Source organism: Paraburkholderia dipogonis (assembly GCF_046027395.1).
GTDB classification, from domain to species: domain Bacteria; phylum Pseudomonadota; class Gammaproteobacteria; order Burkholderiales; family Burkholderiaceae; genus Paraburkholderia; species Paraburkholderia dipogonis_A.
Map to the genome: position 1 here is coordinate 137,397 of NZ_JAQQEG010000003.1, position 26,093 is coordinate 163,489.

The following is a 26,093-nucleotide window of genomic DNA, read 5'->3' on the forward strand; positions in this document are numbered from 1 at the left end:
GATCTGAAATGGAAACTGTTTGTTTGTCGAATATCACCAGAACGATGCCCGTTTAAGGCATTCTTACGGTAACCGGATTTGCTGGTAGGGCGTGTCGAAAAGGAAATCGCCGGCGCTCTGTCACTGGCATCGGGTTTCGGGCGCGGTCACTGGTTGTGCGGGGCGCTGGTATTTTCCAGGTTCCAGTTAAGTCTGGGCTACATTGGAGGAATACCGTTTGAGCGCAGCATGACTGTCAACTGCGATGGAAGTCTCTGTCGCAGACGATACGGTGCTGGTGCGAGGTTGGCGAACCGTATCTACTGTTGGGCGCCAACGATCAGCGCTGCGCCGAACTCGACGTTCTGCTGCAGAAGCATCGCGACAAGCCTGCGGCCAAGGGTTTTCATAGATGCATACTGGGGTCGTATTCCGAAGCGCTAATGAGGATCGTGACCAACCAGTTGTTCAGCTACCCGGCGGCGAAGGCCGAAATACCGGAAGTCGCCCCCGTCGAACACGTCTTCGTCAAGACCTGTGCCCGGATGAACAAGCGGGCCGAAAACAGCCATCGAACTACTCGTGAATGCAGGCGCCGCATCACTCGCTCGCAGGCTTTTCTGTCAAGCTTTGGCCTCTTCCGGCAGCACTTCGCGCTTACGCGACATTTCCTGCGCGCTTCGCCCGATCGCGACCACCCGGCGAACGCTTTGCTGCGTGGCCTGCTTTACCCGGCTAGTCCTAAAACCCCCCTCTTTGTAGGCAAACTCGCCTCGTGTGCGCTCTTGCACCACGAGCAATCCAATATGACAGAGCTGTGCTCACCAACCGAAAAGAGGAAGCCGTGAAACGAGCCACTCTCGCCTGTGCCGCTGGCGTTCTTGTCGTCGCGACTGTAGTTGCACAAGCACAGAGTTCCGTCAGGTTGTATGGAGTCGTCGACGAAAGCATCACATACACCAACAATCAGAAGGGCTCGAGTAACGTGCAACAGACGGGCAGCAGAGTGGGCGGCAGTCGCTGGGGTCTGCGCGGTATCGAAGAACTGGGCGACGGGTTGAAGGCGGTATTCACGCTGGAAAACGGATTCCGTCCGAACGACGGCACGTTTGGTCAGGCGTCCCGCGAATTTGGTCGGCAAGCGTTTGTTGGAATCGCAAAGACCGGAATTGGCAGGTTGACGCTCGGGCATCAATATGAACCGATTGCCGATCTTGTGGCGCGTTTTGCGGGTCCGGGACTCTGGTCGCCGGCAACGCACATTGGCGACAACGACAACCTGAATCAAACGTTCCGGATCAACAACGCGGCCAAGTTTCGCAGTGACGCGATTGGAGGTTTTACAGTCGACGCGCTCTACGGATTCAGCAACCAGGCAAATAGTGGAAACGGTCAAGGGTTCGGCAACAATCGAGCATGGGGAACGGCGGCGAACTACGTAAACGGTCCATTCTCGATTGGCGGCGGCTATGTCGTGCTCGATCGTCCGGACGCGAAGTCGAACACGAGTGGCGCCGTGGGTGGCACGATCGCCAGCGACGACTACGGTGGCGTGCTCTTCTATGGCCTGGACGGCGGTGTCGAGCGTCAGCAGATTGCAGCGGCGGGCGGCAATTACGTATTCGGACCCACAACGGTAGGCTTTGCGTTCAGCCAAACACGACTTGACTATAACGATGGCTCGTCGCGCAAATTTAACAACTACGATGCGAATCTTCAGTATCTGCTCAAACCTGCAGTGACGCTGATCGGCGTGTATACGTTCACCGACGGCCGCGCGGATGGCTTGACCGGACTGAGCGGGAAACAGCTGAAACCGCGCTGGCATCAGTTCACGCTGGGGCTGGACTATGCGTTGAGCGCGCGCACCGATCTTTATCTTTCCGGCGTCTATCAACTCGCCGCGGGCGATGCATCGACGCGTGTCGGTTCCGGCTACCAGAAAATCGCCGCGATTGCCGATGTGGGAACCCCATCGTCGACCAATCGGCAGGTCGCCGTGCTAGGCGGCTTGCGTGTGAAGTTCTGACGAGTTCCAGCACGTTGTGAATTTGGGCGCTCGCGCTGGCGTTTCACACCATTCGAGAATCCAGATTCCTGATCGGAGCGGATGAGTGTTAAAAAGCCGATGCGCGTCTAGTATTGAAGCGTTTCCTTCCTGCCGAGGTGAGTGATGAAAGTCATCATCGGCGTCGGGACCACCGTCGATCAGGACGAAACTGACACCGTCGTGTTTCGTCAGTTTGAGTGGCCAATGTGTGATGTCGGAGTGACAGCGACACCCAATTGACGCCGCCTATCGATATTCGATTGGTTCTCTGGTCATTCGGGTCACGCAACTGCGAGAGGGAAGGGGTGGCGGCAGCGGACGACCTGATTCAGTTTGGAGAAAGGCCGCGACGCGTCTGTTTCGCGCTTACCTCCGGCAACACCAACGCGATTGATCTGGCGAGCACGCGTTTGCAAGCCCAATGCCATATCGCACGACACGCCGACTCGCTGCCAAACGGATAGGGAATATTTACCAGCGAGGTCCTGAGTATCTCCTCTGGCGGACACTCGCACCTGCGAGTCGCAGATAACCGACGTGAAAAATGATGCTGGGCTCGATCTTTCATAGCAGCTATCGATCACAGCGAGCAAGCAGGATCCACAGCAGGAAGCCGCAGGCAAAGGGCTTCCCGCATAGCCGCATCACCGCACGCCATGCAGGCAGCTGGCCGAGGCATCGCAGAGAGCGAAAGCATCCGACGCCACCGCCGACGCGCCACAGCACAAAAGCGCATCATCCAAAAGTGCAGCGACGTTAAGGCCCGACGCGACCCAGCAACCAACCACCGCACCACACTAAGCGATCGCAAAACTTCAGCAATCGGCATGGGCGATAGACTGAACGATTAAAAGAAGGTGGCGCAACCGTACGCCACCCTTCACATCAAAAGACGCTCAACCCGCCACCCCCTGCACAACCACCCCATACCACCCCAACCCCCGATAACTCTCATACCCCGGCGTAGCAGCAAACGACACCGTGCGCCCATCCGTCAACCGATAAAACCCAGCAGCCTCACCATCGGTCTTAAGCCGAAACTGTTCCTCAAGCACGCCTTTATCATCCGAACTCGCAATCACCCGATGCGCCGCATTAACAATCAAGCACCGCGTCCGAGTCCACTCCTCATCACTAAGCCGCACACCTTTAACAACCGCCGACGCCTGCGGCGCCCAATCGAAAAAGATCGCCAGCGCACCAATCGGCTTGCCGTCCACCGCGCCGTTCTCGCGGATCGCCGTCGCATAAGTCGCGACCTGCGCGTGCCTCAAAAGCGGCAGCGCCTCGATATCCCCTGCAACGAAGTCCGCGCCCGATGGCGTCTTCATCGCGTTGCGAAACCAGCTCGCATCACCGACATTGCGCTCCTGCACCGCATAGCGATCGGGCCGGCCATTCGCGACCACCTTGCCGGACGCATCGACGATCCACAAATCGAGGTACACCGTATAGCTGTCGAGAATCACCGAAAGACGGCGCGACGCATGCGCCCGCGTGTCGTCGTTCGCGTTGGCCAGACAGTCGACCACGGCGGAGTCGGTCGCCCACCAGCGTACATCGCACGTGCGCTCGTACAGATTGCGGTCGATCACGTCGATCATGTTCAGCGCGAGGTCGGCGCAGCGCTGGCCTTCGTGCGAGCGCAAGCGTTCGATCATGTTGTCGCCGAGATCGGTCAGTTTGTTCAGCGAACCCGCGAGCTCCCGATTGAGCACGGTCGTGATTTCGCCGATGCGCGCCGACACCTGCTTGACCTGATTCGCCACCACCGCGAAGCCGCGGCCCGCATTGCCGGCGCGCGCCGCTTCGATCAAGGCGTTCAGCGCGAGAAAGGTGGTCTCGCGATTGATGTCGTTGATATCGGAAATTTTCCCCGTCGCGAGCTTCTTGACGTGATGCGTCAGCTCGACAATTTCAAGCGGATTCGACATGACCTGGTCCCGGTTGATTGCAATGTTGTGACTACATAAGAGCAAACATCGGGCCGGGTTGATCTACGGGGCACTCTCGCGCCAGCCTGCACGCAGCAAACGTTTGGCGCTTCACGCGCTGGTGCAAGTGATTACGCGATGTCACCGGCAACGCACCGGGCGCGTGCATCGCCGCGACCGGCGTGCGGGTTCTTCAGGTCTTCAACGGCAACCAGATCTCAAGGCCGCCCATGCCACTGACGGGATCGAACTTCTCGTCGTACCGCTCGAAGTTCGGCGCATCCGCGGGAACGTGTCCCGATGCCGGCAGCCACTGATTCCAGATCGTGTTCCAGGTGCGCCGGATCGTCGAAATATGCTCGCGATGACTAAACACCGCATACCGCTGCGGCGAAATGCGCAAGCGGCTCAGTTCGGCAGGCAAAGCCGAGAAGTCGCTGACTTCGACGGCGCACAGATAGTCGATGTTGCCGCTGTCGTCAGCGTTATAGCAAACGCCATACGCCACGTTGCCGACCTGGCCAGGCACTTTGCCGAAGTAGTCGCCAAAGCGCTGCCACTGCGAAGGAATCGCAGCGGAGGTTTCGCAGGTGTAGCGCTCGCTCAGGCCCGCGACGAGGAACGCTTTGCCGTCTTCAAAGCGCGGCGGTTCGAGATGGGTCAGAAGGGTTTCGTCCATTTTGATCGGCTCCACGAGGGCGAGGTTGTCGAGATGGCCACGCGTGCGAAGCGCGTCGGGCGTGAGCCCGAATTGCTCGCGAAACGCGCGCGTGAATGCCTCGTGAGAACCGTAGCCGGCGTCGATGGCGACCGCGAGGATGTCCGGTGCGCCGCTAGCGAGCCGCCGCGCCGCTTCGCTCAAGCGACGCCCGCGCACATAGCGCATCACCGAAAACCCCGTGGCCGCTTCGAAGGCGCGCGCCAGGTGAAAGCGCGACACGCATCCGCAGCTGGCGATGTCGTCGAGCGCCAACTCGCCGGCATAGTGGCTTTCGATAAACCAGAGCGCTTTTCCAACCGGGTTCATATGGGCTCTCATGTCAGCATGGAACCAGCATAGCGAGCGCCAATCCGGGGTGTTTGATCGGGATTGCGGTTTTGCGGAGGCGGCTGCAACAGCTCGATATCCGCGCGACATGGCGAGACCGCATGCAACTACACATCATATATGACCTAAGAGGTCGTTTTCCGCCCGGCCATTTTCGGCGATCCACGGTTTTGTCATTCCAGTTTTCATCGTCGCAATGCGGCATTGTCCTACATCTGCATGGTCGTTTTCCTACGGTCCACATCTGTATTGACTGGCCTCGCGTGTCAGAACAAAAGGATTCCGTAATTTTTTAGGATTTGTCGGATTTTCACGCCTTTCATTTTTCCATGGAATGGGTCGCGAGCCTATTTCGAATACCAAATAATTAAAGGAGAAGCATGAAAGTGTGGAAGTCAAACAGCAGGTGGGCGAGCAGATTTGCCCGCCTCATCGTCGCGTCCGGTTTGGTGATGTCTGGCGTTTGCGCCGATGCTGCCACCTACATGCAATGCATGCAGACCTATCAGAAGTCCCTCGGGATTCCGGGCACTCCCACCTGTGCTATCCAGGTCGCAGGGACTTCACCCATGACGACGGGTAACGACGATCCGTACAACTCGGTGAATTACTACAACTGTCCCCATGCGTCGAACTGGATACGCGACTATTGCGGCGGCGTACCGGTTCCGCCTCAGCCTGACGACTCCTGTCCGGTAGCGGACCCGATATTGCCGGCGAAGGGCATCGTCATGCTTTCAGAGGCTGATTTTGCGAGCGGCGACGTTTCTCCGCTTGTCTTTAAGCGCACATATCTCTCGAAGCCCTATGACACCGCGCAAACGGTGATGGGCCGCAATTGGGTCAACAACTGGCAGCGCAGGATTGATCTATCCGGCGCTAACTCAAGCGTGCCGCACATTGTTGCCTATCGGGGCGATCAGCAACCTTTGATGTTTAGCTTGAGCGGTACAGCGTGGATCGTTCCCGGAAACCGCTGGCTCTCTCTAACCAAAGCCGGCGACGGATACTTTTATCTGAAGGACGAACTGCTCGGTACGACTGAAGCGTATTCGGATACCACCGGTCTGTTCTCTTCCGAGACAACCCGTACGGGCATGTATCGCGAGGTGGTGTACGACGGGCATCGGGTTGTGGCGATCGGCCAGTGGCCGATCGACCGCAAAGGGCAGACGGCGTCACGAATGTCGATCAGCCTCACATACGACAACAACGGTCGCGTTTTGAGCGTGGTAACCCCTTCGGGCGATTCCGTGCACTATGCGTACGATTCGAAAGGCAATCTTGTTTCGCTAACCGAGCCGGATGGTTACGTTCGTCAGTATCTGTACGAAGACCTCCGCTTTCCAAACGCATTGACCGGGGTAAAGGACGAATCCGGGTCCCGGACTGCAACGTGGGCTTACGATGTCGGTGGACGCGCAGTTTCGGTTACGCATCCCGACACACGTCGCAATACATCATTGAGCTATGGTCGCGGCACGACGACGCTCAGTGACGTGTCTGGCAAGAGCGCGTACTCGTTTGATGTCCTGGACACGCTGCGTCCACGGTCGATCACCACGCTTGCTGGCACTGTATCGCGCACATGGGATGCAGCAGGGAACCTGCAGCAGAAACAGACTCCCGACGGAAACACGCAATACACGTGGGACAGCGCTAATCGGCCGACAAAAGCAATTGCGACTGTCGCTGGGAAGAAGACGGTAACGACAATCGAGTACAACGATGCCAGCTCGTTGCGTCCGCATCTGGTCGCCACACCGGGCAAGATCCGCGCGTTCGTCTACGACGCGGCCGGCAATGTCACAGGTTATGCGGAGCGGGAAACGACAGACCTGACAGGCGAGCAGGGGATGCAAGCGGTCGGCACGGGAAACCAATGGACGGTCGGCGCACGCTACGATTCGGCCAACCGCCTTCTGTCTGCCACCATTGTGCGGAATGGCTCGAAGTTTGAAGACTGGACTTACACGTACGGCATGAGAGGCAACATCGAGACGGCCCAGGATGCCGTTTCGGGCTGGTCGATGCGAACGCTCGCTCGAAACGCCGCCAATCGTGCAACACAAATAGCGGGCAATAGCGGTCAGGCGAGCATTACCTACGACGTGCGCGGGCGCGTGAAGTCCTTCCAATACAGCGGAGCCGGCTAGTTCGGCAAACGGCGGACTATCCCGGGTACTGGCAGTCGACTACGGGTACGCCGCAAATGGAACGGTAGCGTCACGGTCAGCGAAAGTCTCAACTAACGGCGCATGGTGGCAGCCGGTCAGCGACGCTGAACTAGATGTATGACTCACCAACTGGGTGTTGGGTAATGACCCAGTGTCGCCACCCGCTAACCTCACAGGCATCCAGTCTGGCACCGATACATTCGTTCCAAAACTTTGCGTCGAATGCTACATGGTGTGGAAAGCCAAGTTGACGGGGAAGTTATTTGGTAGTGAACTGAGTGAAGAGCTTCCGAAATGGCGTGAGGCGACGGAACTGATGCTGACTGATCAGTCACAGGTTCCTTATCCCGCTCTCGTGCCGGATCTGACCAGCTCCGCGAAGAGGTCGACGCTTTACGGCGTGCTCTTTGGAGCCGGAAGCGGGGACGGGGGAATGGTTAAGTGCGGCGGCGGAGATCACCACGACGCCGATTGCTACGCGAAGTATGAAAACGATATGGATGCATGCAGACTAATGGCCAAACCAAGGGGCATGGCAAACTACAAGATCTGTCTCGCGAATGCGTTTGACAGATATCAACAATGCAGGGGATATTGATGACTAATCATCCGCCGTATTCCGTGGTTTTGACCTACAGCGAAGAGTCTCAGCAGTTGATCATGCAGGCTGTAGACTCAGCGAAGCTGGCTCCACTCGTGGCCGATGTAATGGAAGTGCCATTTTTTTTAGACAACGACGAATTCAGGTTTGACGACGAACTGGCGAGACAGCTTGGAGTCGTGGTGCTCAATGTGATTGCAGCGGGACGACCTAGTTTGAAGCAATACCTATCCGTTACACAGCATCCAATCGACAAACCCCCAGAAGAGTAACAAACCTGATGTTGGGTGCCGTGACCGATCCGCCGCCGGTCATGGCACTGAGGACTTAGCGCTGTACGATCAGAACGTATTCCCGGCGGCCCCTGTCCGCTCATCCTCGGCCGGTACGTGCTGATCGTCACCTCCTTCCTGCGCCCCGGCACCGCCTGCTTGCCCCGGCCGCAACAGTAACCCACCCAAAACCCCCGCCACCGCCGCAAAAATCGCCCCAAACAAAAACGCCACGTGATACCCACTGTTCAGCGCAGCGACCGCATCGCCAGACGCCTGCATCGCCTCACTACGCGCAGCAGCAAGACTAGCCAACACCGCGAGCCCAAGCGCCCCACCCATCATGAACGACGTATTGACGATACCCGACGCGAGTCCCGAATCACTCGGATCGACATCGCTCATAGCGGCGAGCAGCATCGGATTAAATGCAATACCCGCGCCGAAGCCGAGCAGAATCATTCCCGGCATGACATCGACCACAAAGCTCCCACCAACCGGCGCACGAGCAAACAACGCAAGCCCAGCCGCCGCGACCAGCAGCCCCACAGCGAGCGGCAAACGCAGCCCAAACCGCATCACCACCTTCGCCGACAGCCCGAGCGAAAAGAATCCCATGATCAGATTAGCCGGCAGAAACGCGAGCCCAACCTGCAACGGCCGATACCCCAGCACGCGCTGCAAATACAGCGCGGAGATGAAGAACCACGCGAACATCGCAGCAGCCCACAACACGCCGACTACATTCGCCGTCGCTACATTGCGCAAGCGAAACAGACCGAGCGGCATCAACGGATGCTGCACACGCGATTCAATCACGAGAAACACAATGAGCAGAGCCACCGAGGCAAACAGCAAACCGAGCGTCTGCGCCGAAGTCCAGCCAGCTTCATTGCCATTCACAACAGCATAGACAGCCAGCATCAGCGAAACGGTGACGGACACCGCGCCGGCCACATCGAGGCGCTCTCCATGCGCATGACCGCGTGCGGACGGCAACAACGCAACACAGAGCGCGTACACAGCAATACCGATCGGCAGATTGACGAGAAAAATCCAATGCCAGCTCAGCAGATTGGTCAGCAGCCCACCAAGCAACACACCGATGCTGCCACCGCCCGCGCACACGAAACCATACACGCCCATGGCTTTCGCACGCTCGCCGGGTTCGGTGAACAGATTCATGATGAGCGACAGCGAGACAGCGGAGACGATGGCGCCCGCCACGCCCTGAACGGCGCGCGCACACACCAGCAGCACTTGCGAATTCGAAATCCCACAAGCAAGCGACGCCAGCGTAAACAACGTGATGCCGATAAGAAACAGCTTGCGATGCCCATACAGATCGCCGAGCCGTCCACCCAGCAGCAGACAACCGCCGAACGTCAGCATGTACGCATTGACTACCCACACGAGCGACGTCTCGGTAAAGCCGAGATCCGCCGCAATGGACGGCAGCGCAACGTTCACGATCGTCGTATCGAGCACGATCATGAGCACGCCGAGGCACAGCACGATCAGCGCGAGCCAGCGTTTGTCGCCGTGGATGGAATGGGTCATGCTGGCGGCTCCTTAGGCATGGTCGATTGAATGCCGGACGCGCCGCCGCTGAACCAGGTACCGCACCGAAAGAACCACAACCCGGCGCAATACCGATCAACCGGTTGGCAACTCGTTGACGACAATGGAATTTGTCAGTCTAGCACCCGCGAATTTCGACCCACAACTACGAGTTCCAGGTCGGCGCGGACCTCAATCGCCGCCAAGCAATTCGTACTTGCCGCCACGCTCCAGCGCCCGCTGATACGCCGGTCTCGCATGAATGCGCTTGAGGAAATCGACCACCGCCGGAATCTGGCCTTCCATGCCGCCGCGCGCCGTGGCGGCTTCGAGCGGGAAACTCATCTGCACATCCGCTGCCGTGAAATCGTCACCGACGAACCAACCGGTCTTGCTCAGCTCCTGATTGATATAACCGAGGTGCAGCTTCAACTGCGGATCGATGAAACTCGATTGCAGCGTGGCGGCGATCTTGCGCGCGATCGGCTTCGCGAAGAACGGCATTGGCGCACTGGCAATGCGCAGCGCCACGAGCTTGAGTAGCAGCGGCGGCATCGCCGAACCTTCCGCGTAGTGGAGCCAGTACGTGTAACGCAGCCGCTCCGGCGTGCCCGTCGCGGGCGCAAAACGTCCTTGCCCGTATTTGCCGATCAGATACTCGATGATCGCGCCCGACTCGGCGATGGTCTGGCCATCGTCGGTAATCACCGGCGACTTGCCGAGCGGATGCACCGCGCGCAGCTCGGGCGGCGCCAGCATCGTTTTCGGGTCGCGCTGGTAACGCTTGATCTCGTACGGAACGCCGAGTTCTTCGAGCAGCCACAGCACACGTTGCGAGCGGGAGTTGTTCAGATGATGGACGATCAGCATGAGTCGAGGGACGGTGGCCAGTGGAGTGTCACATCATAAGGATGTTGTGCAGAGGCAGGCCTCTAGTCGCATCTCACACGCGCGATTTGCTGCCCATCAACTGATTCGACGGCAGCGTTTCGTCGAGCAGTTTGCGCGCACTTTCAATGCCTGCGACCGGCAGTCCCTCGGGGTTCAGCAAGCCCACCTGCACCAGCACGGAAGCCTGATCCCAATAGATGTGCTCGTTATAGAGCTTGTCGCCCCGAAAACAAACGACAGCCAGCATCGGCACCTCGAAATACTTACCGGTCGGCGCGACGCCGGGCAGCAGCCAGTCGATCTCGCAGCTATGCGTACAGCTAAAAATGAATTCATCGACGATGCGATCCGCGCCGATAGTACGCGAAATCGGAATCAACTTGGTATCGACCGGATTCGAGTTGACGAAGTGATGCGTATAGAAACGTTTTAGGTTGTCATGACCGACCCCGCCGGTCATCGTCGGAACGTGATTGACGTAAGGCTGAGCGACCATGGTCGGCATGACGGCGTCCACGTCACGCGTGGCGAACTCGTAATAGCAATGCGCTTCCCACAGTGCGTTGAGATCGTAGACCGGACCCAGCACTTTGCGCAGCAGCGCGAGCGTGCGCGAATACGCCATCATCGCGGCGGGCTTGTCGTATTGCGGGCGCGACGGCGCCGCAAACGCGTGATCGCAACCCGGATACACGTATTGCTCGATTTGCGGCCGCGTGCGCAACGCGGCGCTGATCCGTTCGCGCGTTTCCGGCGGACAGTGCGAGTCATTTTCGGGGAAGTGAAACACCATCGGGCAGCGGATCGCCGGCACTTCATCCAGATACGCTTCGAGGCCCACGCCGTAGTAGCTGACCGCGCAATCGACATCGGTTCGCGCGGCGCTCAGAAACGCGAGCTTGCCGCCGAGGCAGTAACCCACCGTGCCGACTTTGCCGGCCTGTTCGGGCAGGGCGCGCAATGCGGCGACTGTGGCCGCGATATCGTCGATTGCGAGGTCCGTGTCGAACTGGCCGAGATAGTCGAGCGCCTGTTTCATGTCGGTTTCGCCATAACCGAGCACGATGCCCGGTTTGATGCGCCAGAACAGATCGGGCACCAGCACCACATAACCTTCTTCAGCGAAGCGGTCGGCCATCGCCTTCATGGTGTCGTTGATGCCGAAAATCTCCTGCAGCAGTACGAGTCCCGGACCCGACCCTTGCGCCGGACGCGCGACGTACGCATTGAAACGGCCGCCATCGTGGGCGACGACTTCGATGAAAGAGGCGGCCATGCGGTGTGTCTCCATGCAACCTGGTTGCTCAGGGAAGGTGGGCTAGGCCATCGTACGCAACTCGAAGCGTTTGAGCTTGCCGGTTTCGGTGCGCGGCAGTGAATCGACGAACACGATGACACGTGGATATTTATAGGGCGCCACGCTATTTTTCACGAAATCCTGCAATTGCGCGACCAGTTTGTCATCCTGTTCGAAACCGGGATTGACCACGACGAACGCCTTGACGATCTGCCCGCGGGTTTCGTCCGGCACGCCGATTACGCCGCATTCGGATACCGCGTCGTGTTGCAGCAGGACGCTCTCCACTTCGGGGCCGGAGATGTTGTAGCCGGCGGAGACGATCATGTCGTCGGCGCGTGCCTGGTAGAACACGTAGCCATCTTCGTCGAGATAGACGGAATCGCCGGGCAGATTCCAGCCGTCGCGCACGAACTTCTTCTGCCGTTCGTCGGCGAGATAGCGGCAGCCGGTCGGGCCGCGCACCGCGAGTTTGCCGATGGTGCCGGGCGCGACCGGTTGCATGTCGTCATCCACGGCCTGCACGACGTAACCCGGCACCGCGCGGCCGATCGCGTTCGGACGAATCTCGTCGCCTTGCGCCGAAATGAAAATGTGGATCAGCTCGGTGCCGCCAATGCCGTCGATCATCTCGATGCCGGTCGCCTCGCGCCACAGACGCCGCGTCGAATCCGGCAACGCCTCACCCGCCGACACGGTTTTCTTCAACGAAGAGATGTCGTGGTGCGCAACGAGCGGCGCCATCTGCCGATAGAAAGTCGGCGCGGTGAACATGACGGTCGCATGAAAACGCTCGACCGTCTGCAGTAAAGTCTCGGGCGTGAGCTTCTCGATCAGCACCGTAGACGCGCCCACGCGCAACGGAAAACACAACAAGCCGCCGAGTCCGAACGTGAACGCGAGCGGCGGCGTGCCGCAAAAAATGTCGTTCGACGTGGGCTTGAGCACGTGACGCGGAAACAGATCGCACATGGCCACGACATCGCGATGAAAGTGCATGCAGCCTTTCGGCGCGCCGGTCGTGCCGCTCGTGAAGGCGATCAGGCAGACGTCGTCGGCGGCGGTGTCGCAAGCGGTGAAGTGGTCGGGCTTGTTGATGGCGAGCGTGTCGAGGGAATCAGCGGCGTCGTCGTGGAAGAGGCGCGTTTGCTTCAAGCCCGCGCAGTAGAACTCGTCTTCCGGATCGGTACAGCGCGCCAACTCGGCAGTCAAGCGAGCGTCGCACAATGCCGCGCCGACCTGCGCTTTCTCGATGATCTGCTTCAGTTCCTTGGCTCGCAGCAGCGGCATGGTCGGCACCACGACGAGCCCCACCTTCAGCGCCGCGAGTGCGGTCACGGCCATATGCAGCGTGTTCGGGCCGCGCAGTAAAACGCGGTTGCCGGGTTGCAGTCCCATTTCGTCGACCAGCACATGCGCGCTGCGATTCACGAGCGCCAGCAGTTCACCGTAAGTGGTGGCGAGTGGCGTGCCGTCCACATCGGACCAGATCGCGGGATGATCGCGGTGGCCCGCATCGATGGTTCTGTCGAGCAACTCCGTCGCGCAGTTCAGGCGCGCCGGATAGGCGACGTCCGGGTTGTCGAGCAGAAAGACGGGCCATTGATCTTGCGGCGGAAGATTGTCGCGCGCGAAGGTATCGACGTGTGCTGACGTTTCCATCATGGTCTCCCGGGCGTTGAGCCGGCTAAATGCGCTTCGGTTGGCTTGGTGGGTTCTTTTCGTGTGCTTCGTTGTTCTGTTACTGAGGGACCACGGCGGTCGCCTCGATTTCGACTTTTGCTTCGTCTTCGATCAACGCGACCACTTGTACCGCGCTCATCGCGATGTCGTAGTCGCCGATCAGCTCGCGAAACGCGCGGCCGATGTCTTTCAACGCAGCGAGGTATTCGCGTTTATCGGTGACGTACCATGTCAAACGCACCAGGTGCTCGGGCTTGCCGCCCGCTTCGTGCAAAACGGCGAGCACATTCTTGAGCGCCTGAATGGCTTGCGCGGCGAAATCGGTCGTTTGGAAACGCGCCTGTTCGTCCCAGCCGATCTGACCGGCAATGAACACTTGCGTGCCGGTTGCCGCGACACCGTTCGCGTAGCCACGCGGCTTGACCCAGCCGGCAGGAAGAAGAGCTTTTTTCATGAGCGATGCGCCTCGGTGGAGTCGGACTGTGGGGCGAACGTCGCGAGCGCGCTCGCGATGTCGGCGGGAATGTCGATGGATGTGCCGCGTTCAAGCGACGTCGTGACGAGCACCTGTTTCGCGCAGAAACGGGTTTCGCCGTTGCAATGGCCGACGATTTCGATGCTGATCGAGCGCCGCCCGATCGCCACAACATTAAGTGTCAGCGTGATCGTTTCGCCCATCTGGCTCGGCCGCGAAAACTCGCAGTCGAGTTTGACGATCGGCAAGCCGAGGCGGCGTTGCGCGATCATGTGGGCGTAGTCGATATGCAGGCCTTCGTTGAACCAGTCTTCGACCAGCGCGTTGGTCATCACCAGATATTGCGGGAAGAACACGATGCCCGCCGGATCGCAGTGCGAGAAGCGGATGCGCACGGGCCGTTCGAAAGGCGCGCTCATTTCGCGTTGTCTCCGACAGCGGCAGCATGCGCTTTCAACAGATCGCGTCCGACAATCAGTTGCTGCACTTCGGTCGCGCCTTCGTAAATGCGCAGCGCGCGGATCTCGCGATACAGCATCTCGACGGCCGTACCGCTTTGCACGCCCATGCCGCCGTAGAGTTGCACCGCGGCGTCGATCACCTGTTGCGCGCCTTCGCTCGCGTGCCACTTGGCCATTGCAGCTTCACGCGTGACGCTTTCGCCTTGATCGCGCAGCCACGCGGCGCGATAGACCAGCAACGCGCTGCTGTCGATGGTCAAGGCCATTTGCGCGAGTTTGGCTTGCGTCAGTTGGAAATCGCCGAGCGTCTGCCCGAACATCTTGCGCGACGCGGCACGCGTGAGCCCTTCGGCCATCGCGTGACGCGCGAAGCCGAGCGACGCAGCCGCGACCGACGTGCGGAAAATATCCAGCGTGCGCATGGCGAGCTTGAAACCTTCGCCGGGCGCGCCGAGCATCTGGCTGCGCGGCACGCGCGCGCCAGCAAAGTGCAGACGCGCGAGCGGATGCGGCGCGATCACGTCAATGCGTTCGGCGATCTCCAGGCCCGGCGTACCCGCATCGACAATGAATGCGCTGATGCCGCGCGCTCCCGGTGCTTCGCCGGTTCTCGCGAACACCACGTAGAAATCGGCGATGCCGCCGTTGGAGATCCACGTCTTGTCGCCGTCGAGCACGTAGGCGTCGCCGTCCTCGCGGGCGGAGAGCGCCATGGCAGCGACGTCTGAGCCGGCCTCAGGCTCGGACAGCGCAAATGCCGCGATGGCCGTGCCGTTGGCAACGCGCGGCAGATAACGCGTCTTCTGTTCGTGCGTGCCGCCGAGCGAGATGGCGCCCGAACCGAGTCCCTGCATCGCCAATGCGAAGTCCGCGAGTCCCGAGTGTTTGGCCAGCGTTTCGCGCAGCAGGCAGACGGCGCGCGTGTCGATCGTGTCGCCGTGGCCGCCGTAGGCGACGCCGCCCACGCCATATTTCAACCAACCAGCCTCGCCGAGTTCACGCACCAGATGACGACAGGTTGCATCGACGTCTTTGTGGTCTTCGTGCTTCAGCTTCTCGCGGCACCACGCTTCGATGCCCGCGGCCAGTTCGCGATGACGTGGTTCGAAGAACGGCCACGCCAGCGCGCTATGCAGATCCAGTTCGGTGTTTGCGCTCAACTCAATCTCCCTCGAACACCGGGCGCGACTTCGCGGCAAACGCGCTGTAGGCGCGCTCGAAATCGCGTGTGCTCATGCAGATCGCCTGGGCTTGCGCTTCCGATTCGATCGCTTCGTCGATGCTCATGCTCCATTCCTGATGCAGCATCTTCTTGGTGATGCCGTGCGCGAAAGTCGGACCGGCGACGAGATCGGCGGCGAGCTTGTGCGCTTCTTCAAGTAGCGTCGCCGGTTCGCACAGGCGGTTGTAGAAGCCCCATGCGTGGCCTTCGTCGCCGCTTGCGGAGCGTCCGGTGAAGAGCAGTTCGGCGGCGCGTCCCTGGCCGATGATGCGCGGCAGAATCGCGCAAGCGCCCATATCGCAGCCCGCGAGACCGACGCGCGAGAATAGAAAAGCGAGCTTGCTGCGTGCGGTGCCGAGCCGCATGTCGGATGCCATTGCGAGAATCGCACCGGCACCGGCGCAGACGCCGTCGACGGCCGCGATCACCGGTTGCGGGCAGTGACGCATGGCTTTGACGAGATCGCCGGTCATGCGTGTGAAGAGCAGCAGTTCCGGCATCGGCAGATCGATCAGCGGCGCGATGATGTCGTGCACGTCGCCGCCGGAGCAGAAGTTTTCACCTGCGCCATGAATCACCACCGCCTTGACGTCGGTTGCATAGGTCAATTGCCGGAACAGATCGCGCAACTCCGCATACGACTCGAAGGTCAGCGGATTCTTTCGCTCCGGGCGGTTCAGCGTGATCGTCGCGACCTTGTCGGCGACCGACCAGCCGAAGTGCCGCGCTTCGTAGCCGGCTAGCGTGAGGCGGTTGCCGGCCAGCAGGGCGTCGGCGTTGGATCGTGTCATGAGTCTCTCTCCGCGGTTCGATGCCGATCAGTCTTTCAGACTGTCGAGCAGATGTTGCTTGAGTTTGCCGAGGCGCTGATGGGTGCGCGATTTTTCATCGAGGCTCAAACCGCCGAAGAGTTCGACCACCCATTGCTCGTGCGCGACTGCCATCTTGTCAAAAGCCTTGCGACCCGCCGGCGTCAGGCACACGCTGATCGAGCGGCGATCGTTCGGATCGTTGTCACGCGTGACCAGCCCTTCTTTTTCAAGCTGATCCGTAATGCCGGTGATGTTGCCACCCGTCACCATCAAACGACGCGACAGCTCGGTCATCTTCAGGCCTTCGGGATGACGCTCGAGTTGCGCCATCAGATCGAAACGCGGCAACGTGGTGTCGAATTCGTTGCGCAGACGCTTACGCAATTCCGCTTGCACGAGGTTGGTCGTGGTCAGCATGCGCAGCCACAGACGCAAGCCCATGTGACTATCCGCGCCGGTGCTCATTTCGAGGTCCACGACGTTCTCCGCAGGTTTGGGCACGCCCTTGCGCGGTGGTTTCGTATCAGCCGCCGTCGCGGGCTTCTTGATGTTCGGTGACTTGGTCACATCACTTCTCCACCGGAGATGGAAATGGATTGCCCCGTGACGGCGTCCGAGCCGGGTTGGCAGAGCCAGAGGACGGCATTGGCAACCTGTTCCGGACTCACGAAGCGATGTTGTGGATTCGAGCGAAGCAAGGTTTCGCGCGCCTGTTGTTCGGTGCGCGAGGTCTTGCTGGTGATCTGTTCAAGCGATGCGTGCAGCAGTTCCGTTTCCGTATAACCGGGACAAACGGCATTGACGGTGACGCCTTTCGTCGCCACTTCCAACGCGAGCGAACGCGTGAGACCGATCACGCCATGTTTCGCGGCGCAATAGGCGGCGACGTATGCGTAGCCGATTTGTCCTGCTGTGCTGGCCACATTGACGATGCGTCCATGACCGCGCTCGAGCATGCCGGGCAATACCGCGCGCGTGCCGAGAAAGACGCCGGTGAGATTCACGTCCAGCATGCGCTGCCAGAGCGCCATATCGGTGTGCGTGAACGGCGCGGCTTGCGCCTGGCCCGCGTTGTTGACGAGGATGTCGACTGCACCGGCCTCATGAAACGCGTTCGTGACCGAGTCTTCCTGCGTGACGTCGACACTGATGCACGTCACGTCGCCCAGCGTCCGGCATTTCTCGCGCTGCATGTCGAGGCGTTCCGCGTTGCGGCCCATCATGGTGACGCGCGCGCCGGCGCGTAGCAAGCTTTCTGCTACCGCAGCGCCGATGCCGCTGCCGCCGCCGGTGACCACTGCGTGTTGTCCCGCGAGTGTGGAATTGAGCGTGTTCACACGGTTCCTTCGGCGCGTTGCGCGCGTTCTTGCGGCGACAGACCGGCGTTCGCGGCGGCTTGAGCGCGCTCGCGTTCGAGGTTGCGTTCGAGTTGAGACTTCGCCGCCGTGTAGGGCTTCGGCCACATCACATCGAAATAGCCGATCTTGGCCGCTTCGTTCAACGTCCACGAAGGATTCGCCAGGTGCGGCCGCGCAATCGCGCACAGATCCGCACGGCCCGCCGCGATGATGCTGTTCACGTGGTCCGCTTCGGAGATCGCACCGACTGCGATGGTCGCGATGCCCGCTTCGTTGCGCACGCGGTCGGCGAACGGCGTCTGGAACATGCGGCCGAATACAGGTTTTTCTTCCTTGCTGACCTGGCCCGATGACACGTCGATCATGTCGGCGCCGGCCGCTTTAAACGCTTGGGCGATCTTGACGGCGTCATCAGGTGTCGTGCCGCCTTCGACCCAATCGTTCGCGGAAATGCGCACAGAAATAGGCTTGTCTTGCGGCCACACCGCGCGGATCGCCTTGAAAACCTGCAACGGATAGCGCAGACGATTTTCCAGCGAGCCGCCGTATTCGTCAGTGCGCTGATTGGTCAGCGGCGACAGAAAACTCGACAGGAAATAGCCGTGCGCGCAATGCAATTCGAGCCAGTCGAAACCCGCTTCGTTCGACATTTGCGCGGCGCGGACGAACTGCGCCTCGATTTCTCGCAACTCGTCTTGCGTGGCTTCGCGCGAATGCTGGCTGACGCCACGCAGATATTGTTGCGGCGATGCCGAGATGAGCGGCCAGTTGCCTTCCGCGAGCGGCTGATCGATGCCTTCCCACGAGACACGTGTCGAACCTTTCGCGCCGGAATGGCCGAGCTGGATGCCAATCTTCGCGTCCGACTGACGATGCACGAGGTCGACGATGCGTTTCCATGCCGTGACATGCTCGGGCGCATACATGCCCGGACACGCAGGCGTAATGCGCGCTTCGGGCGAGACGCAGGTCATTTCCGTCATGACCAGCCCTGCGCCGCCCATGGCGCGGGCGCCGAGATGCATCAGGTGATAGTCGCCCGCAATGCCGTCGATGGCCGAGTATTGCGCCATTGGCGACACCACCACGCGGTTTTTCAGCGTGACGCCGCGCAACGTGAAGGGCGTGAACATCGGCGGGACGGAGTGCTTCTCCGCCGCGCGATTCACACCGGAGCGCTGGGCAAGCCAGTCTTCGAAGCCGGACAGATACTGCGCGTCACGTTCACGCAAATTTTCATGAGAAATGCGCTGCGAGCGCGTGAGCAACGAATAAGCGAACTGCTCCGGCTCGAACGACGTGTAGCGGTCGACATGCTCGAACCATTCCGTCGAATTGCGTGCGGCGTTTTGAATGCGCAGTACGTCGATGCTGCGCACGTCGGTGTAATGCTTCAGCGCGGCCGCCAGATCGCCCGGATGCGCGCCCATGCTGTTGGCGAGTTCGATCGAATCTTCGAGCGCGAGCTTGGTGCCGGAACCGATCGAGAAGTGAGCGGTATGCGCGGCGTCGCCCATGAGGACGACCGGCGTTTGCGTGCCGTCCGCGTTGCTGCGCCAATGCACCCATTCATCGTTGACGACACGCGGGAAGCGAATCCATTGCGACGAGCCGCGCAAATGCGCCGCGTTCGACAACAACGTGTTGCCGTCCAGATACTTCGCGAACAGCTTTTCGCAGAAGGCGATGCTGTCTTCCTTGCTCATTTCGTCGAGGCCGGCGGCGCGCCACACGCGCTCCGGCGTTTCGACGATGAACGTGGAGGTTTGGTCGTCGAAACGATAGGCGTGCGCCTGGAACCAGCCGAACTCGGTTTCTTCGAAAGCGAAGGTGAAGGCGTCGAAGAGTTTTTTGGTGCCTAGCCAGACGAAGCGGCAATCGCGCATGTCGACGGTGGGCCGATAGGTGGCCGCGTACTTTTGGCGGACCGCGCTGTTGGCGCCGTCGCAGGCGATGATCAGATCGGCTTCGTAGATGCTGTCGTCAGTGACCTGGGTTTCGAAAACCAGCTTGACGCCGAGTTCTTCGCAGCGCGCTTGCAGGATATTCAGGAGACGTTTGCGACCTATGCCGCAGAAACCGTGACCCGACGAACGGATTTGCCGGCCGCGGAAATTGATTTCGATGTCGTCCCAGTGATTGAAGGCGTCGAGAATCGCGTCGGCGCTGGGGGCGTCGGCGGCACGCAGATTGCCGAGCGTCTGGTCGGAGAAGACGACGCCCCAGCCGAAGGTGTCGTACGGGCGGTTGCGCTCGACGACCGTGACATCGTAGGCCGGGTTCCGGCTCTTCATCAAAAGGCCGAAGTACAGACCGGCCGGGCCGCCACCAATGCAAACGATGCGCATGCTTGTTCCCCATATGTGAACGCTGCTGATGGAGATAATTTAGGCGTAGATAGTTTAGATGTCAAGTAACTTCGAGAGGGCGGCTGGCCGCGGCTGCGCGCTGATGATCGGGAAGAATAACGTCCGTCACGCGAGAATAAAGTCCGTTACGCGACGCAGATCGGAACCATCCCTTCACAGCGGTGTTTCCAATAAGAAATCAGCCCGGTTTCGGCCAGATTGCCGGGATGGTGAGAATCTGCGGAGTCTGTCGAAGTCTGTGACAGTTGCTGCTTTTCGCGCACAAGCAGGTGCTCGTTGGTCGCACAGTGAACCTAAACGGGGTTTGCGAGGACTTGCTCGAACTTGCGCGGCAGACGCTCGGAGCCACAGTTTCAGTCCGAACCGCGTTCGCGAACGACCTGCGGGATTGCCTGGTGGACGTTGGGCAATTGGAAATGGCAGTGCTCAACATCGTACTGAGCGCGCGGGACGCATCGAGCGCCCAGCCTGATGCTCAAGTGCTGCTGCATACGGATAACTGCGACGTAGAGAAAAGCGACTTGAAAAGCCTAGTCGACTTATCCGAAGGACACTACGTACCCTCTCCTTGCACGGCAGCCAGCACACGTATGATTATCGAGGATGCCATATGAACGGCATTCGGCTATCGCATCTTGCGGTCAACATTGACGCGTCCTACTCTGAATCCGGCTATCGAACATAGCGCTTCGTGTCGGCCGCGATTCTGCGTTGTCACGCCGAGCGACTTCCCATCCTTTTTGCAGGCCCGTAGTGGAGAAAACATGGACGAGAAGATGATTGCAGCAACCGTGATGCGGAAATGGCCACTCGCCCAGGGTTATCACGCAGTCGAGTTGCAGACAAAGCACCGGCTGGAACTACCGCCGTTCGAAGATGGAGCGATAGTAGACCTGGTTCGAGGCAATGGAAGTCGCGCCGTGCGGTCGCACCCGCTATGGCACGCTCCTTCACGACGTGACGCGTTTTTACTGGGAATCCGGCAAGAGGACGATAGGGACACAGCACGAGCAGATTCAGGATTTGCGTGGAACAGGGGAGACGAAATTTACGTAGGAGTTCCGCGAGACACTGCTGTTGTCGTAGACCGAAGCGCGCGCTATGTCCTGTTCTCAGCTGGCGTTGGAGTCAAAGCTATCGCAGGTGTCGCAAGGCATATCGCATCGGTGGCGGGATGCTGCCTGGAAATTCACAATTTCGCTCGAACACCCGAGCGAGCTGTCTTTCGGACGGATTTGGACGAACTTCGCGACCATGCTCACGTCAATCACCGAATCGGTCTAAGCGAGGAGCAGATTGCGAGCGCCGCGGCTCACGCCGTGAGTCCCACCCACGCGAACTCTCATGTAATCTGCAGCGGACCGCCTTCGTTCATGAAGCTTATCGAATGCCAAGCGCTTCAGTGGGTCTATCCCTCGAATGTGCATAAAATCGTTCTTGGCGAGAGAGCGTTCGGAGAACACTAGTACGGCTCTACAGCCTCCGACTGTGATTCCAAAGTGAAAAGCGCCTCCGCCGTCGGGGGATGAATGAGCACTGTTCGACCGCGTTTCGAGGATAACTGACTTGTCACCACCTTAGCTTTGGAAGTTGGTTTTGGCGGACCAGCCGCCAGAACCAACCGACTGTCGAATCAAAGTGAGCGCGCGCGACCTCCGCTGAACAGCCGCAGGATGGCAAGCAGGATGACAGCTCCAATCAGGGCGGTAATCAGTGAGCCTATGATGCCGCTTCCCAAGTGCAGCCCGAGAACGCCACCAAGCCATCCTCCGATAAATGCGCCGACAATCCCCACGATGATATCGACAAGAATGCCGAAGCCGCCACCGTCGACAATCCGGCCTGCCAGAGCACCGGCGATACCGCCAATAATCAGCCAAAAAATAATGCCGTGCGAAACCGGGTCCATATTCAATACTCCTTGGGTTCAACCGCTCTAGCGGTTATTGCCAGCAAGTGCGCTGTGACGGACACCCAAGCAAGCGACGTTCCTGCGATGGCTCGTGCGCCCTCAATCCAAGCCGAGCCCGGGACCGTTGGCTGACGGCTCGACGCAGTCGTCGTGCTCGTGTTTCCTTTCTTCATTCCAAAGCACCAAAGGTAAAACGCAAGGCCCATGGGGCCTACGCCCATGTAGACCAGAACCAGCCAATCCTGCCGTCAAGCTCGGCATTTCACTCGTCGCAAAATGCAATGCGAGACACGCCAATCCCGCGGGTAGTGAAAATGCACCAACCGAAAGGCTAGAGACGGTGCTGTAACGCTTCCCGAGTATTGAGTATGCGGCCCATGCGAACGCTGATACCAAAGCAAGGAAGTAGGCCGCTTGTCTGAGGACGTGTTGGCCGACAAGGCCAGTTGGGTCTGAGCTTTCCGTGAATTCATCCGGTTCTTCGGGTCCCAGATAGCTTTGAAGTCGGGTCGGGCGCGGCCGGAAGACAAGCGCCCATTCGTCTGCCGACCACGGCGGATTGCTTGACCCCGTCGTAGGGATTGGTCACCGTTTCCACTTCCGCCGGGTAGACGTTGAACCCGAACGGATGATCAGATTCTTCGAGCGTCCGACGATAGACAGCGCGCCGTCAGCATCGACCGTGCCGATGTCGCCGGTGGCGCGAGCCGCCTGTCCGGGTCCAGCACGTCGGCGGTGGCCTGCGGCGATCAGCTCGGCCCCCGGGCGGCCCCGATGCATCAGACGAGAGCTTTGCTGGCGGCGGCCGTGCGGCCACGCAGCCAGTTGATGCTCGCGAAGAGCAGCACGGCGAACACGATCAGCATCGTCGCCACGGCAAGGATCGACGGGTCGATCGAGTCGCGAATCCCGCTCCACATCTGCCGGGGCACGGTAGTTTGATCCGGGCCGCCGATGAACAGAATGACGATTACCTCGTCGAACGAGGTCGCGAAAGCGAAGACGCTGCCGGTCGCGACCGCCGGCGTGATGAGCGGCAAGGTCACGCGCCTGAATGTGACCCAAGGCGTCGCGCCGAGCCCGGAAGCGGCACGCAACAGACTCTGATCGAACGAAAGCAGTGATGCCGTCACGGTGATCACGACGAATGGCGTGCCGAGCGCCGCATGCGCCAGCACCACGCCGGGATACGAATTCACAAGGCCGAGCGGCGCGAAGATCAGATAGAAGCCCGCGGCGACGACGACGATCGGCACGATCATCGGCGAGATGATGATCGGCATGATCAGCGAGCGCAGCGGAAACTGCGCGCGCGAAATGCCCAGCGCGGCGAGCGTGCCGAGGCACGTGGCGATCAGTGTCGACGCCGCGCCGATGCCGATGCTGTTCAGGAGCGAGCGCTGCCAGTTCGCGCTCGTGAGCGCCTGCTCATACCAGCGTAGCGAAAAGCCCTGCAACGGGTAGGAGAAGTACGAGCCCGAATTGAACGAGAGCGGGATGATCGCGAGAATCGGCGCAATCAGGAAGAACAGCACAAGCGCTGTATGCAGCCGCACCCATCGCGAGGCGATGCGTTCCGTCAGCACCTTGTTGCGTTGATCTTGCATGTCGTTCCTTCGTCGTGTCCGCGTGTTTCAACCGAGTTTCAACCGAAGCGCAAGCGGTCGATGCCGACGATGCGGTTGAACAGGAAATAGAAGATCGCCGTGAAGATCACGAGATAGGCTGAGAGGGCACCGGCGAGGCCCCAGTTGAGTTGCGTGTTGGTCTGTATCGCGATGAGCTGGCTGATCATCTCGTCGCCTGCGCCGCCGAGCAACGCGGGCGTGATGTAGTAGCCGAGCGCGAGCACGAACACGAGGAAGCAGCCCGCCCCCACGCCCGGCAGCGTCTGCGGCATGTAGATCCGCACGAACGCGGTGAACGGGTGTGCCCCAAGCGATTGCGCGGCCCGCACGTACACGGGCGATACGCTCTTCATCACCGAGTAGATCGCGAGAATCATGTAGGGCAGGAGCACATGCGTCATGCCGATGAGCACGCCCGCGCGGTTGAAGATGAGCGGCAGTGGATGGGCGGTGAGACCGAGCCCCATCAGCAGGCTGTTGATGACACCGCCCGGTTGCAGCAAAACGTACCACGCGGTCGTGCGCACGAGCACCGAGGTCCAGAACGGTACGATCACAAAGAGCATCAGGCGGTTGCTGCTTTTCGCGGGCAGGTTCGCAAGCAGCCATGCGACCGGATAGCCGAGCACAAGGCACAGCAGCGTGACCGTGGCGCTGATCGAGATCGTGCGCACGAACGCCTGCCGGTAGACCGAAGCGTTGTCCGGCACGAACGCGACCGAGCCTTGCGGTGTCACGTGCGCATCGACGGCCGCGAGCAGATAGTCCGGCGTCGGCGACATGGCGGCGCGCTTGAGCAAGCGCCAGGTCTCGGGCGAATTCCAGCGTTCGTCGAGTTCAACGAGCGCCGGTTTCCACGCGGGCGGCGCATCGGCGGGCAACTGGCGCGCGGTGCGCATCAACAGGCTACGGAACTCGGCCTGGTCGAAGTTCAGCCGCCGCGCGACGGTGCCGAGCTGCCCGCTTTGTTGCGCCTCCCTGAGCCCAGCGGCGAGCAGGGCGAACATGCGCTCGTCCGGCACGCCGCGCCCGTCCCATGCATCGAGCGCGCGCGTGAGCGCGGGCATGCTGTCCGGCACTTCGTGGTTCTCCACGCTGCGCGCGAGCAGGAGCGCGATCGGCGCGATGAACGTCGAAAGCAGAAACACGATCAGCGGCAGCGCGAGCAAAAGCGCCTGCACCGATGCGCGGCGGCGCGCCTTTTGAAACGACGCGCGGCCGTCGGCTCTCGTCGGAGAGCCCGGGGCCGTGGCGCGGGCCGAAGCGGGCATGTGGGTAGTCAAGTCGGGCTCTCGTCGGACGGTTGTGTTACTGCGTCAGCCACACCTGGAAGCGCTTGTTGATCTGGTCCGCGTTGTCGGCCCAGAAGTTCGCGTTGATCTGCAAGGCGCGCTTGAAGTTCTCGGGTGCGGTCGGCAGATCGGCGAGGCGTTGCTTGTCGATAAGCGCGATTGCGTCCTTGCGCGGCGGCGCGTAGGCGATGTACTTCGACAAATCCGCATACGCCTTCGGCTGCGAAGCGGAGACGATGAATTTCGCGGCGGCGTCGGCGTGCTTCGCGCCCGTCGGAACGGCCCACCAGTCAAAGTCGTAAACTTGCGCGTCCCAGACGGTCTTGAATGGCTTGTTGTCCTTCTTGGCGGCGTCGGAAATGCGGCCGTTGTAGGCCTGCGTCATTACGACCGCGCCGTCCGCGAGCAACTGCGGCGCCTGGGCACCTGACTCCCACCACACGATGTTCTGCTTGATCGTGTCGAGCTTTTTGAACGCGCGATCCACGCCGGCGGGCGTTGCGAGCACCTTGTAGACATCTTTCGGATCGACGCCGTCCGCAATCAACGCCCATTCCATCGTGACCTTCGGCGACTTGCGCAGGCCGCGCTTACCGGGGAATTTCTGCAGATCGAAGAAGTCGTTGACGGTGGTCGGAGCGGTCTTCAGCTTGCTCGTGTCGTACGCGTAAACCGTGGACCAGACCATGCTCGCAACCGCACAATCGCTGATCGTGCCGGGGATGAAGTCGCTCGTCTTGCCGAGCGTCTTCTTGTCGAACTTCTGCAGCAGGCCTTCGTCGCAGGCGGTGATTGCATCGTTCGTTTCGAGGTCGATCAGGTCCCACGTGGTGTTCTTCGCCTGCTCCATCGCGGAGAGCTTCGCGAGGCCGCCGTCATACGATTCGGTCGAGAAGCCGATGCCGGTGGCCTGGGTGAACGGTTCGAAATAGGCCTTCTTGGCCGCCGCTTCGTATGCCCCGCCGAAGGTCACGACGGAAAGCGTCTCCGCTGCCTGGGTGGTCACGGTGGTAAAAGCGGCTGCGGCGAGTACTGCGAGTGCGACGTTTTGTGTTTTGATGAGAGTGCGCAT

At 60.3% G+C, this 26,093-nt stretch carries 21 protein-coding genes and 2 pseudogenes; 5 read left to right on the forward strand and 18 right to left on the reverse strand.

All coding sequences use genetic code 11. The annotated features are described in order from the left end of the window. The first annotated feature begins 91 nt into the window (after window positions 1-91). Together PQR32_RS04595 and PQR32_RS04600 are read left to right on the forward strand one after the other, a co-directional pair. Window positions 92-718, forward strand: a pseudogene (locus PQR32_RS04595) (DDE-type integrase/transposase/recombinase). A 105-nt stretch (window positions 719-823) separates the two neighbouring features. Next, a complete protein-coding gene (locus PQR32_RS04600) occupies window positions 824-2,008 on the forward strand; it encodes a porin (RefSeq protein WP_408222700.1) in 1,185 nt (394 codons plus the stop codon). 917 nt (window positions 2,009-2,925) lie between these two features. Here PQR32_RS04600 and PQR32_RS04605 read toward each other — a convergent pair. Both PQR32_RS04605 and PQR32_RS04610 read right to left on the reverse strand, forming a co-directional pair. Further along, window positions 2,926-3,981: a methyl-accepting chemotaxis protein gene (locus tag PQR32_RS04605; protein ID WP_408223055.1), complete on the reverse strand. Its 1,056-nt coding sequence runs from the start codon at window positions 3,979-3,981 to the stop codon at window positions 2,926-2,928. 175 nt (window positions 3,982-4,156) lie between these two features. Next, complete coding sequence (locus PQR32_RS04610) at window positions 4,157-4,990, reverse strand: AraC family transcriptional regulator (protein ID WP_408222702.1); 834 nt, start codon at window positions 4,988-4,990, stop codon at window positions 4,157-4,159. A gap of 401 nt (window positions 4,991-5,391) precedes the next feature. Between PQR32_RS04610 and PQR32_RS04615 the strand changes: the two genes are divergently transcribed. The 3 genes from PQR32_RS04615 (at window position 5,392) to PQR32_RS04625 (ending at window position 8,061) form a co-directional block, all read left to right on the forward strand. Next, on the forward strand, window positions 5,392-7,167 hold the full coding sequence (locus tag PQR32_RS04615; protein WP_408222704.1) for a DUF6531 domain-containing protein: 1,776 nt from the start codon (window positions 5,392-5,394) through the stop codon (window positions 7,165-7,167). Window positions 7,168-7,417: 250 nt separating this feature from the next. After that, on the forward strand, window positions 7,418-7,786 hold the full coding sequence (locus tag PQR32_RS04620; protein WP_408222706.1) for a hypothetical protein: 369 nt from the start codon (window positions 7,418-7,420) through the stop codon (window positions 7,784-7,786). Next, window positions 7,786-8,061, forward strand: a complete 276-nt coding sequence (locus PQR32_RS04625; protein ID WP_408222708.1) for a hypothetical protein — start codon at window positions 7,786-7,788, stop codon at window positions 8,059-8,061. The genes PQR32_RS04620 and PQR32_RS04625 overlap by 1 nt, the downstream gene beginning before the upstream one ends. A gap of 69 nt (window positions 8,062-8,130) precedes the next feature. Here the strand turns inward: PQR32_RS04625 and PQR32_RS04630 are convergent, their stop codons facing one another. The 16 genes and pseudogenes from PQR32_RS04630 to PQR32_RS04705 all read right to left on the reverse strand — a co-directional run bounded on the left by PQR32_RS04630 (window position 8,131) and on the right by PQR32_RS04705 (window position 26,093). Beyond that, window positions 8,131-9,621: a DHA2 family efflux MFS transporter permease subunit gene (locus PQR32_RS04630; RefSeq protein ID WP_408222710.1), complete on the reverse strand. Its 1,491-nt coding sequence runs from the start codon at window positions 9,619-9,621 to the stop codon at window positions 8,131-8,133. A 192-nt stretch (window positions 9,622-9,813) separates the two neighbouring features. Beyond that, complete coding sequence (locus PQR32_RS04635; RefSeq protein ID WP_408222712.1) at window positions 9,814-10,491, reverse strand: glutathione S-transferase; 678 nt, start codon at window positions 10,489-10,491, stop codon at window positions 9,814-9,816. A gap of 73 nt (window positions 10,492-10,564) precedes the next feature. Next, window positions 10,565-11,788, reverse strand: a complete 1,224-nt coding sequence (locus PQR32_RS04640) for a dienelactone hydrolase family protein (RefSeq protein ID WP_408222714.1) — start codon at window positions 11,786-11,788, stop codon at window positions 10,565-10,567. Window positions 11,789-11,830: 42 nt separating this feature from the next. Further along, window positions 11,831-13,471: an AMP-binding protein gene (locus tag PQR32_RS04645; RefSeq protein WP_408222716.1), complete on the reverse strand. Its 1,641-nt coding sequence runs from the start codon at window positions 13,469-13,471 to the stop codon at window positions 11,831-11,833. Between the two features lie 79 nt (window positions 13,472-13,550). Beyond that, window positions 13,551-13,946 (reverse strand): RidA family protein, encoded by a 396-nt coding sequence (locus PQR32_RS04650; protein ID WP_408222718.1) that lies wholly within the window; start codon window positions 13,944-13,946, stop codon window positions 13,551-13,553. Next, a complete protein-coding gene (locus tag PQR32_RS04655; protein WP_408222720.1) occupies window positions 13,943-14,386 on the reverse strand; it encodes an acyl-CoA thioesterase in 444 nt (147 codons plus the stop codon). Before PQR32_RS04655 ends, PQR32_RS04650 begins: the two co-directional genes overlap by 4 nt. Next, the gene (locus PQR32_RS04660) at window positions 14,383-15,588 is read right to left on the reverse strand and encodes an acyl-CoA dehydrogenase family protein (protein ID WP_408222722.1); all 1,206 of its coding nucleotides are present in this window, start codon (window positions 15,586-15,588) and stop codon (window positions 14,383-14,385) included. Before PQR32_RS04660 ends, PQR32_RS04655 begins: the two co-directional genes overlap by 4 nt. Before the next feature lies 1 nt (window position 15,589). Next, the gene (locus PQR32_RS04665) at window positions 15,590-16,441 is read right to left on the reverse strand and encodes an enoyl-CoA hydratase family protein (protein ID WP_408222724.1); all 852 of its coding nucleotides are present in this window, start codon (window positions 16,439-16,441) and stop codon (window positions 15,590-15,592) included. 27 nt (window positions 16,442-16,468) lie between these two features. Further along, the gene (locus PQR32_RS04670; protein WP_408222726.1) at window positions 16,469-17,029 is read right to left on the reverse strand and encodes a MarR family winged helix-turn-helix transcriptional regulator; all 561 of its coding nucleotides are present in this window, start codon (window positions 17,027-17,029) and stop codon (window positions 16,469-16,471) included. Further along, window positions 17,026-17,799 (reverse strand): SDR family NAD(P)-dependent oxidoreductase, encoded by a 774-nt coding sequence (locus PQR32_RS04675; protein ID WP_408222728.1) that lies wholly within the window; start codon window positions 17,797-17,799, stop codon window positions 17,026-17,028. The genes PQR32_RS04670 and PQR32_RS04675 overlap by 4 nt, the downstream gene beginning before the upstream one ends. After that, window positions 17,796-20,168: a bifunctional salicylyl-CoA 5-hydroxylase/oxidoreductase gene (locus tag PQR32_RS04680; RefSeq protein ID WP_408222730.1), complete on the reverse strand. Its 2,373-nt coding sequence runs from the start codon at window positions 20,166-20,168 to the stop codon at window positions 17,796-17,798. The genes PQR32_RS04675 and PQR32_RS04680 overlap by 4 nt, the downstream gene beginning before the upstream one ends. 1,654 nt (window positions 20,169-21,822) lie before the next feature. Next, a complete protein-coding gene (locus PQR32_RS04685) occupies window positions 21,823-22,098 on the reverse strand; it encodes a GlsB/YeaQ/YmgE family stress response membrane protein (RefSeq protein WP_132382006.1) in 276 nt (91 codons plus the stop codon). A gap of 535 nt (window positions 22,099-22,633) precedes the next feature. Further along, window positions 22,634-22,800, reverse strand: a pseudogene (locus tag PQR32_RS04690) (long-chain fatty acid--CoA ligase); the annotation flags it as partial. Between the two features lie 80 nt (window positions 22,801-22,880). After that, window positions 22,881-23,708 (reverse strand): ABC transporter permease, encoded by an 828-nt coding sequence (locus tag PQR32_RS04695; RefSeq protein WP_408222732.1) that lies wholly within the window; start codon window positions 23,706-23,708, stop codon window positions 22,881-22,883. 38 nt (window positions 23,709-23,746) lie between these two features. After that, window positions 23,747-25,000: an ABC transporter permease gene (locus PQR32_RS04700; RefSeq protein ID WP_408223057.1), complete on the reverse strand. Its 1,254-nt coding sequence runs from the start codon at window positions 24,998-25,000 to the stop codon at window positions 23,747-23,749. A 37-nt stretch (window positions 25,001-25,037) separates the two neighbouring features. Beyond that, the gene (locus tag PQR32_RS04705) at window positions 25,038-26,093 is read right to left on the reverse strand and encodes an ABC transporter substrate-binding protein (protein ID WP_408211390.1); all 1,056 of its coding nucleotides are present in this window, start codon (window positions 26,091-26,093) and stop codon (window positions 25,038-25,040) included.

Bases quoted from the DNA above. Each gene is read 5' to 3' on its own strand.
- PQR32_RS04610 (WP_408222702.1), bottom strand. From the start codon at position 4,990: ATGAACCCGGTTGGAAAAGCGCTCTGGTTTATCGAAAGCCACTATGCC.
- PQR32_RS04615 (WP_408222704.1), top strand. From the start codon at position 5,392: ATGAAAGTGTGGAAGTCAAACAGCAGGTGGGCGAGCAGATTTGCCCGC.
- PQR32_RS04620 (WP_408222706.1), top strand. From the start codon at position 7,418: ATGGTGTGGAAAGCCAAGTTGACGGGGAAGTTATTTGGTAGTGAACTG.
- PQR32_RS04625 (WP_408222708.1), top strand. From the start codon at position 7,786: ATGACTAATCATCCGCCGTATTCCGTGGTTTTGACCTACAGCGAAGAG.
- PQR32_RS04630 (WP_408222710.1), bottom strand. From the start codon at position 9,621: ATGACCCATTCCATCCACGGCGACAAACGCTGGCTCGCGCTGATCGTG.
- PQR32_RS04635 (WP_408222712.1), bottom strand. From the start codon at position 10,491: ATGCTGATCGTCCATCATCTGAACAACTCCCGCTCGCAACGTGTGCTG.
- PQR32_RS04640 (WP_408222714.1), bottom strand. From the start codon at position 11,788: ATGGCCGCCTCTTTCATCGAAGTCGTCGCCCACGATGGCGGCCGTTTC.
- PQR32_RS04645 (WP_408222716.1), bottom strand. From the start codon at position 13,471: ATGGAAACGTCAGCACACGTCGATACCTTCGCGCGCGACAATCTTCCG.
- PQR32_RS04650 (WP_408222718.1), bottom strand. From the start codon at position 13,946: ATGAAAAAAGCTCTTCTTCCTGCCGGCTGGGTCAAGCCGCGTGGCTAC.
- PQR32_RS04655 (WP_408222720.1), bottom strand. From the start codon at position 14,386: ATGAGCGCGCCTTTCGAACGGCCCGTGCGCATCCGCTTCTCGCACTGC.
- PQR32_RS04665 (WP_408222724.1), bottom strand. From the start codon at position 16,441: ATGACACGATCCAACGCCGACGCCCTGCTGGCCGGCAACCGCCTCACG.
- PQR32_RS04680 (WP_408222730.1), bottom strand. From the start codon at position 20,168: ATGCGCATCGTTTGCATTGGTGGCGGCCCGGCCGGTCTGTACTTCGGC.
- PQR32_RS04685 (WP_132382006.1), bottom strand. From the start codon at position 22,098: ATGGACCCGGTTTCGCACGGCATTATTTTTTGGCTGATTATTGGCGGT.
- PQR32_RS04695 (WP_408222732.1), bottom strand. From the start codon at position 23,708: ATGCAAGATCAACGCAACAAGGTGCTGACGGAACGCATCGCCTCGCGA.
- PQR32_RS04700 (WP_408223057.1), bottom strand. From the start codon at position 25,000: ATGCCCGCTTCGGCCCGCGCCACGGCCCCGGGCTCTCCGACGAGAGCC.
- PQR32_RS04705 (WP_408211390.1), bottom strand. From the start codon at position 26,093: ATGCGCACTCTCATCAAAACACAAAACGTCGCACTCGCAGTACTCGCC.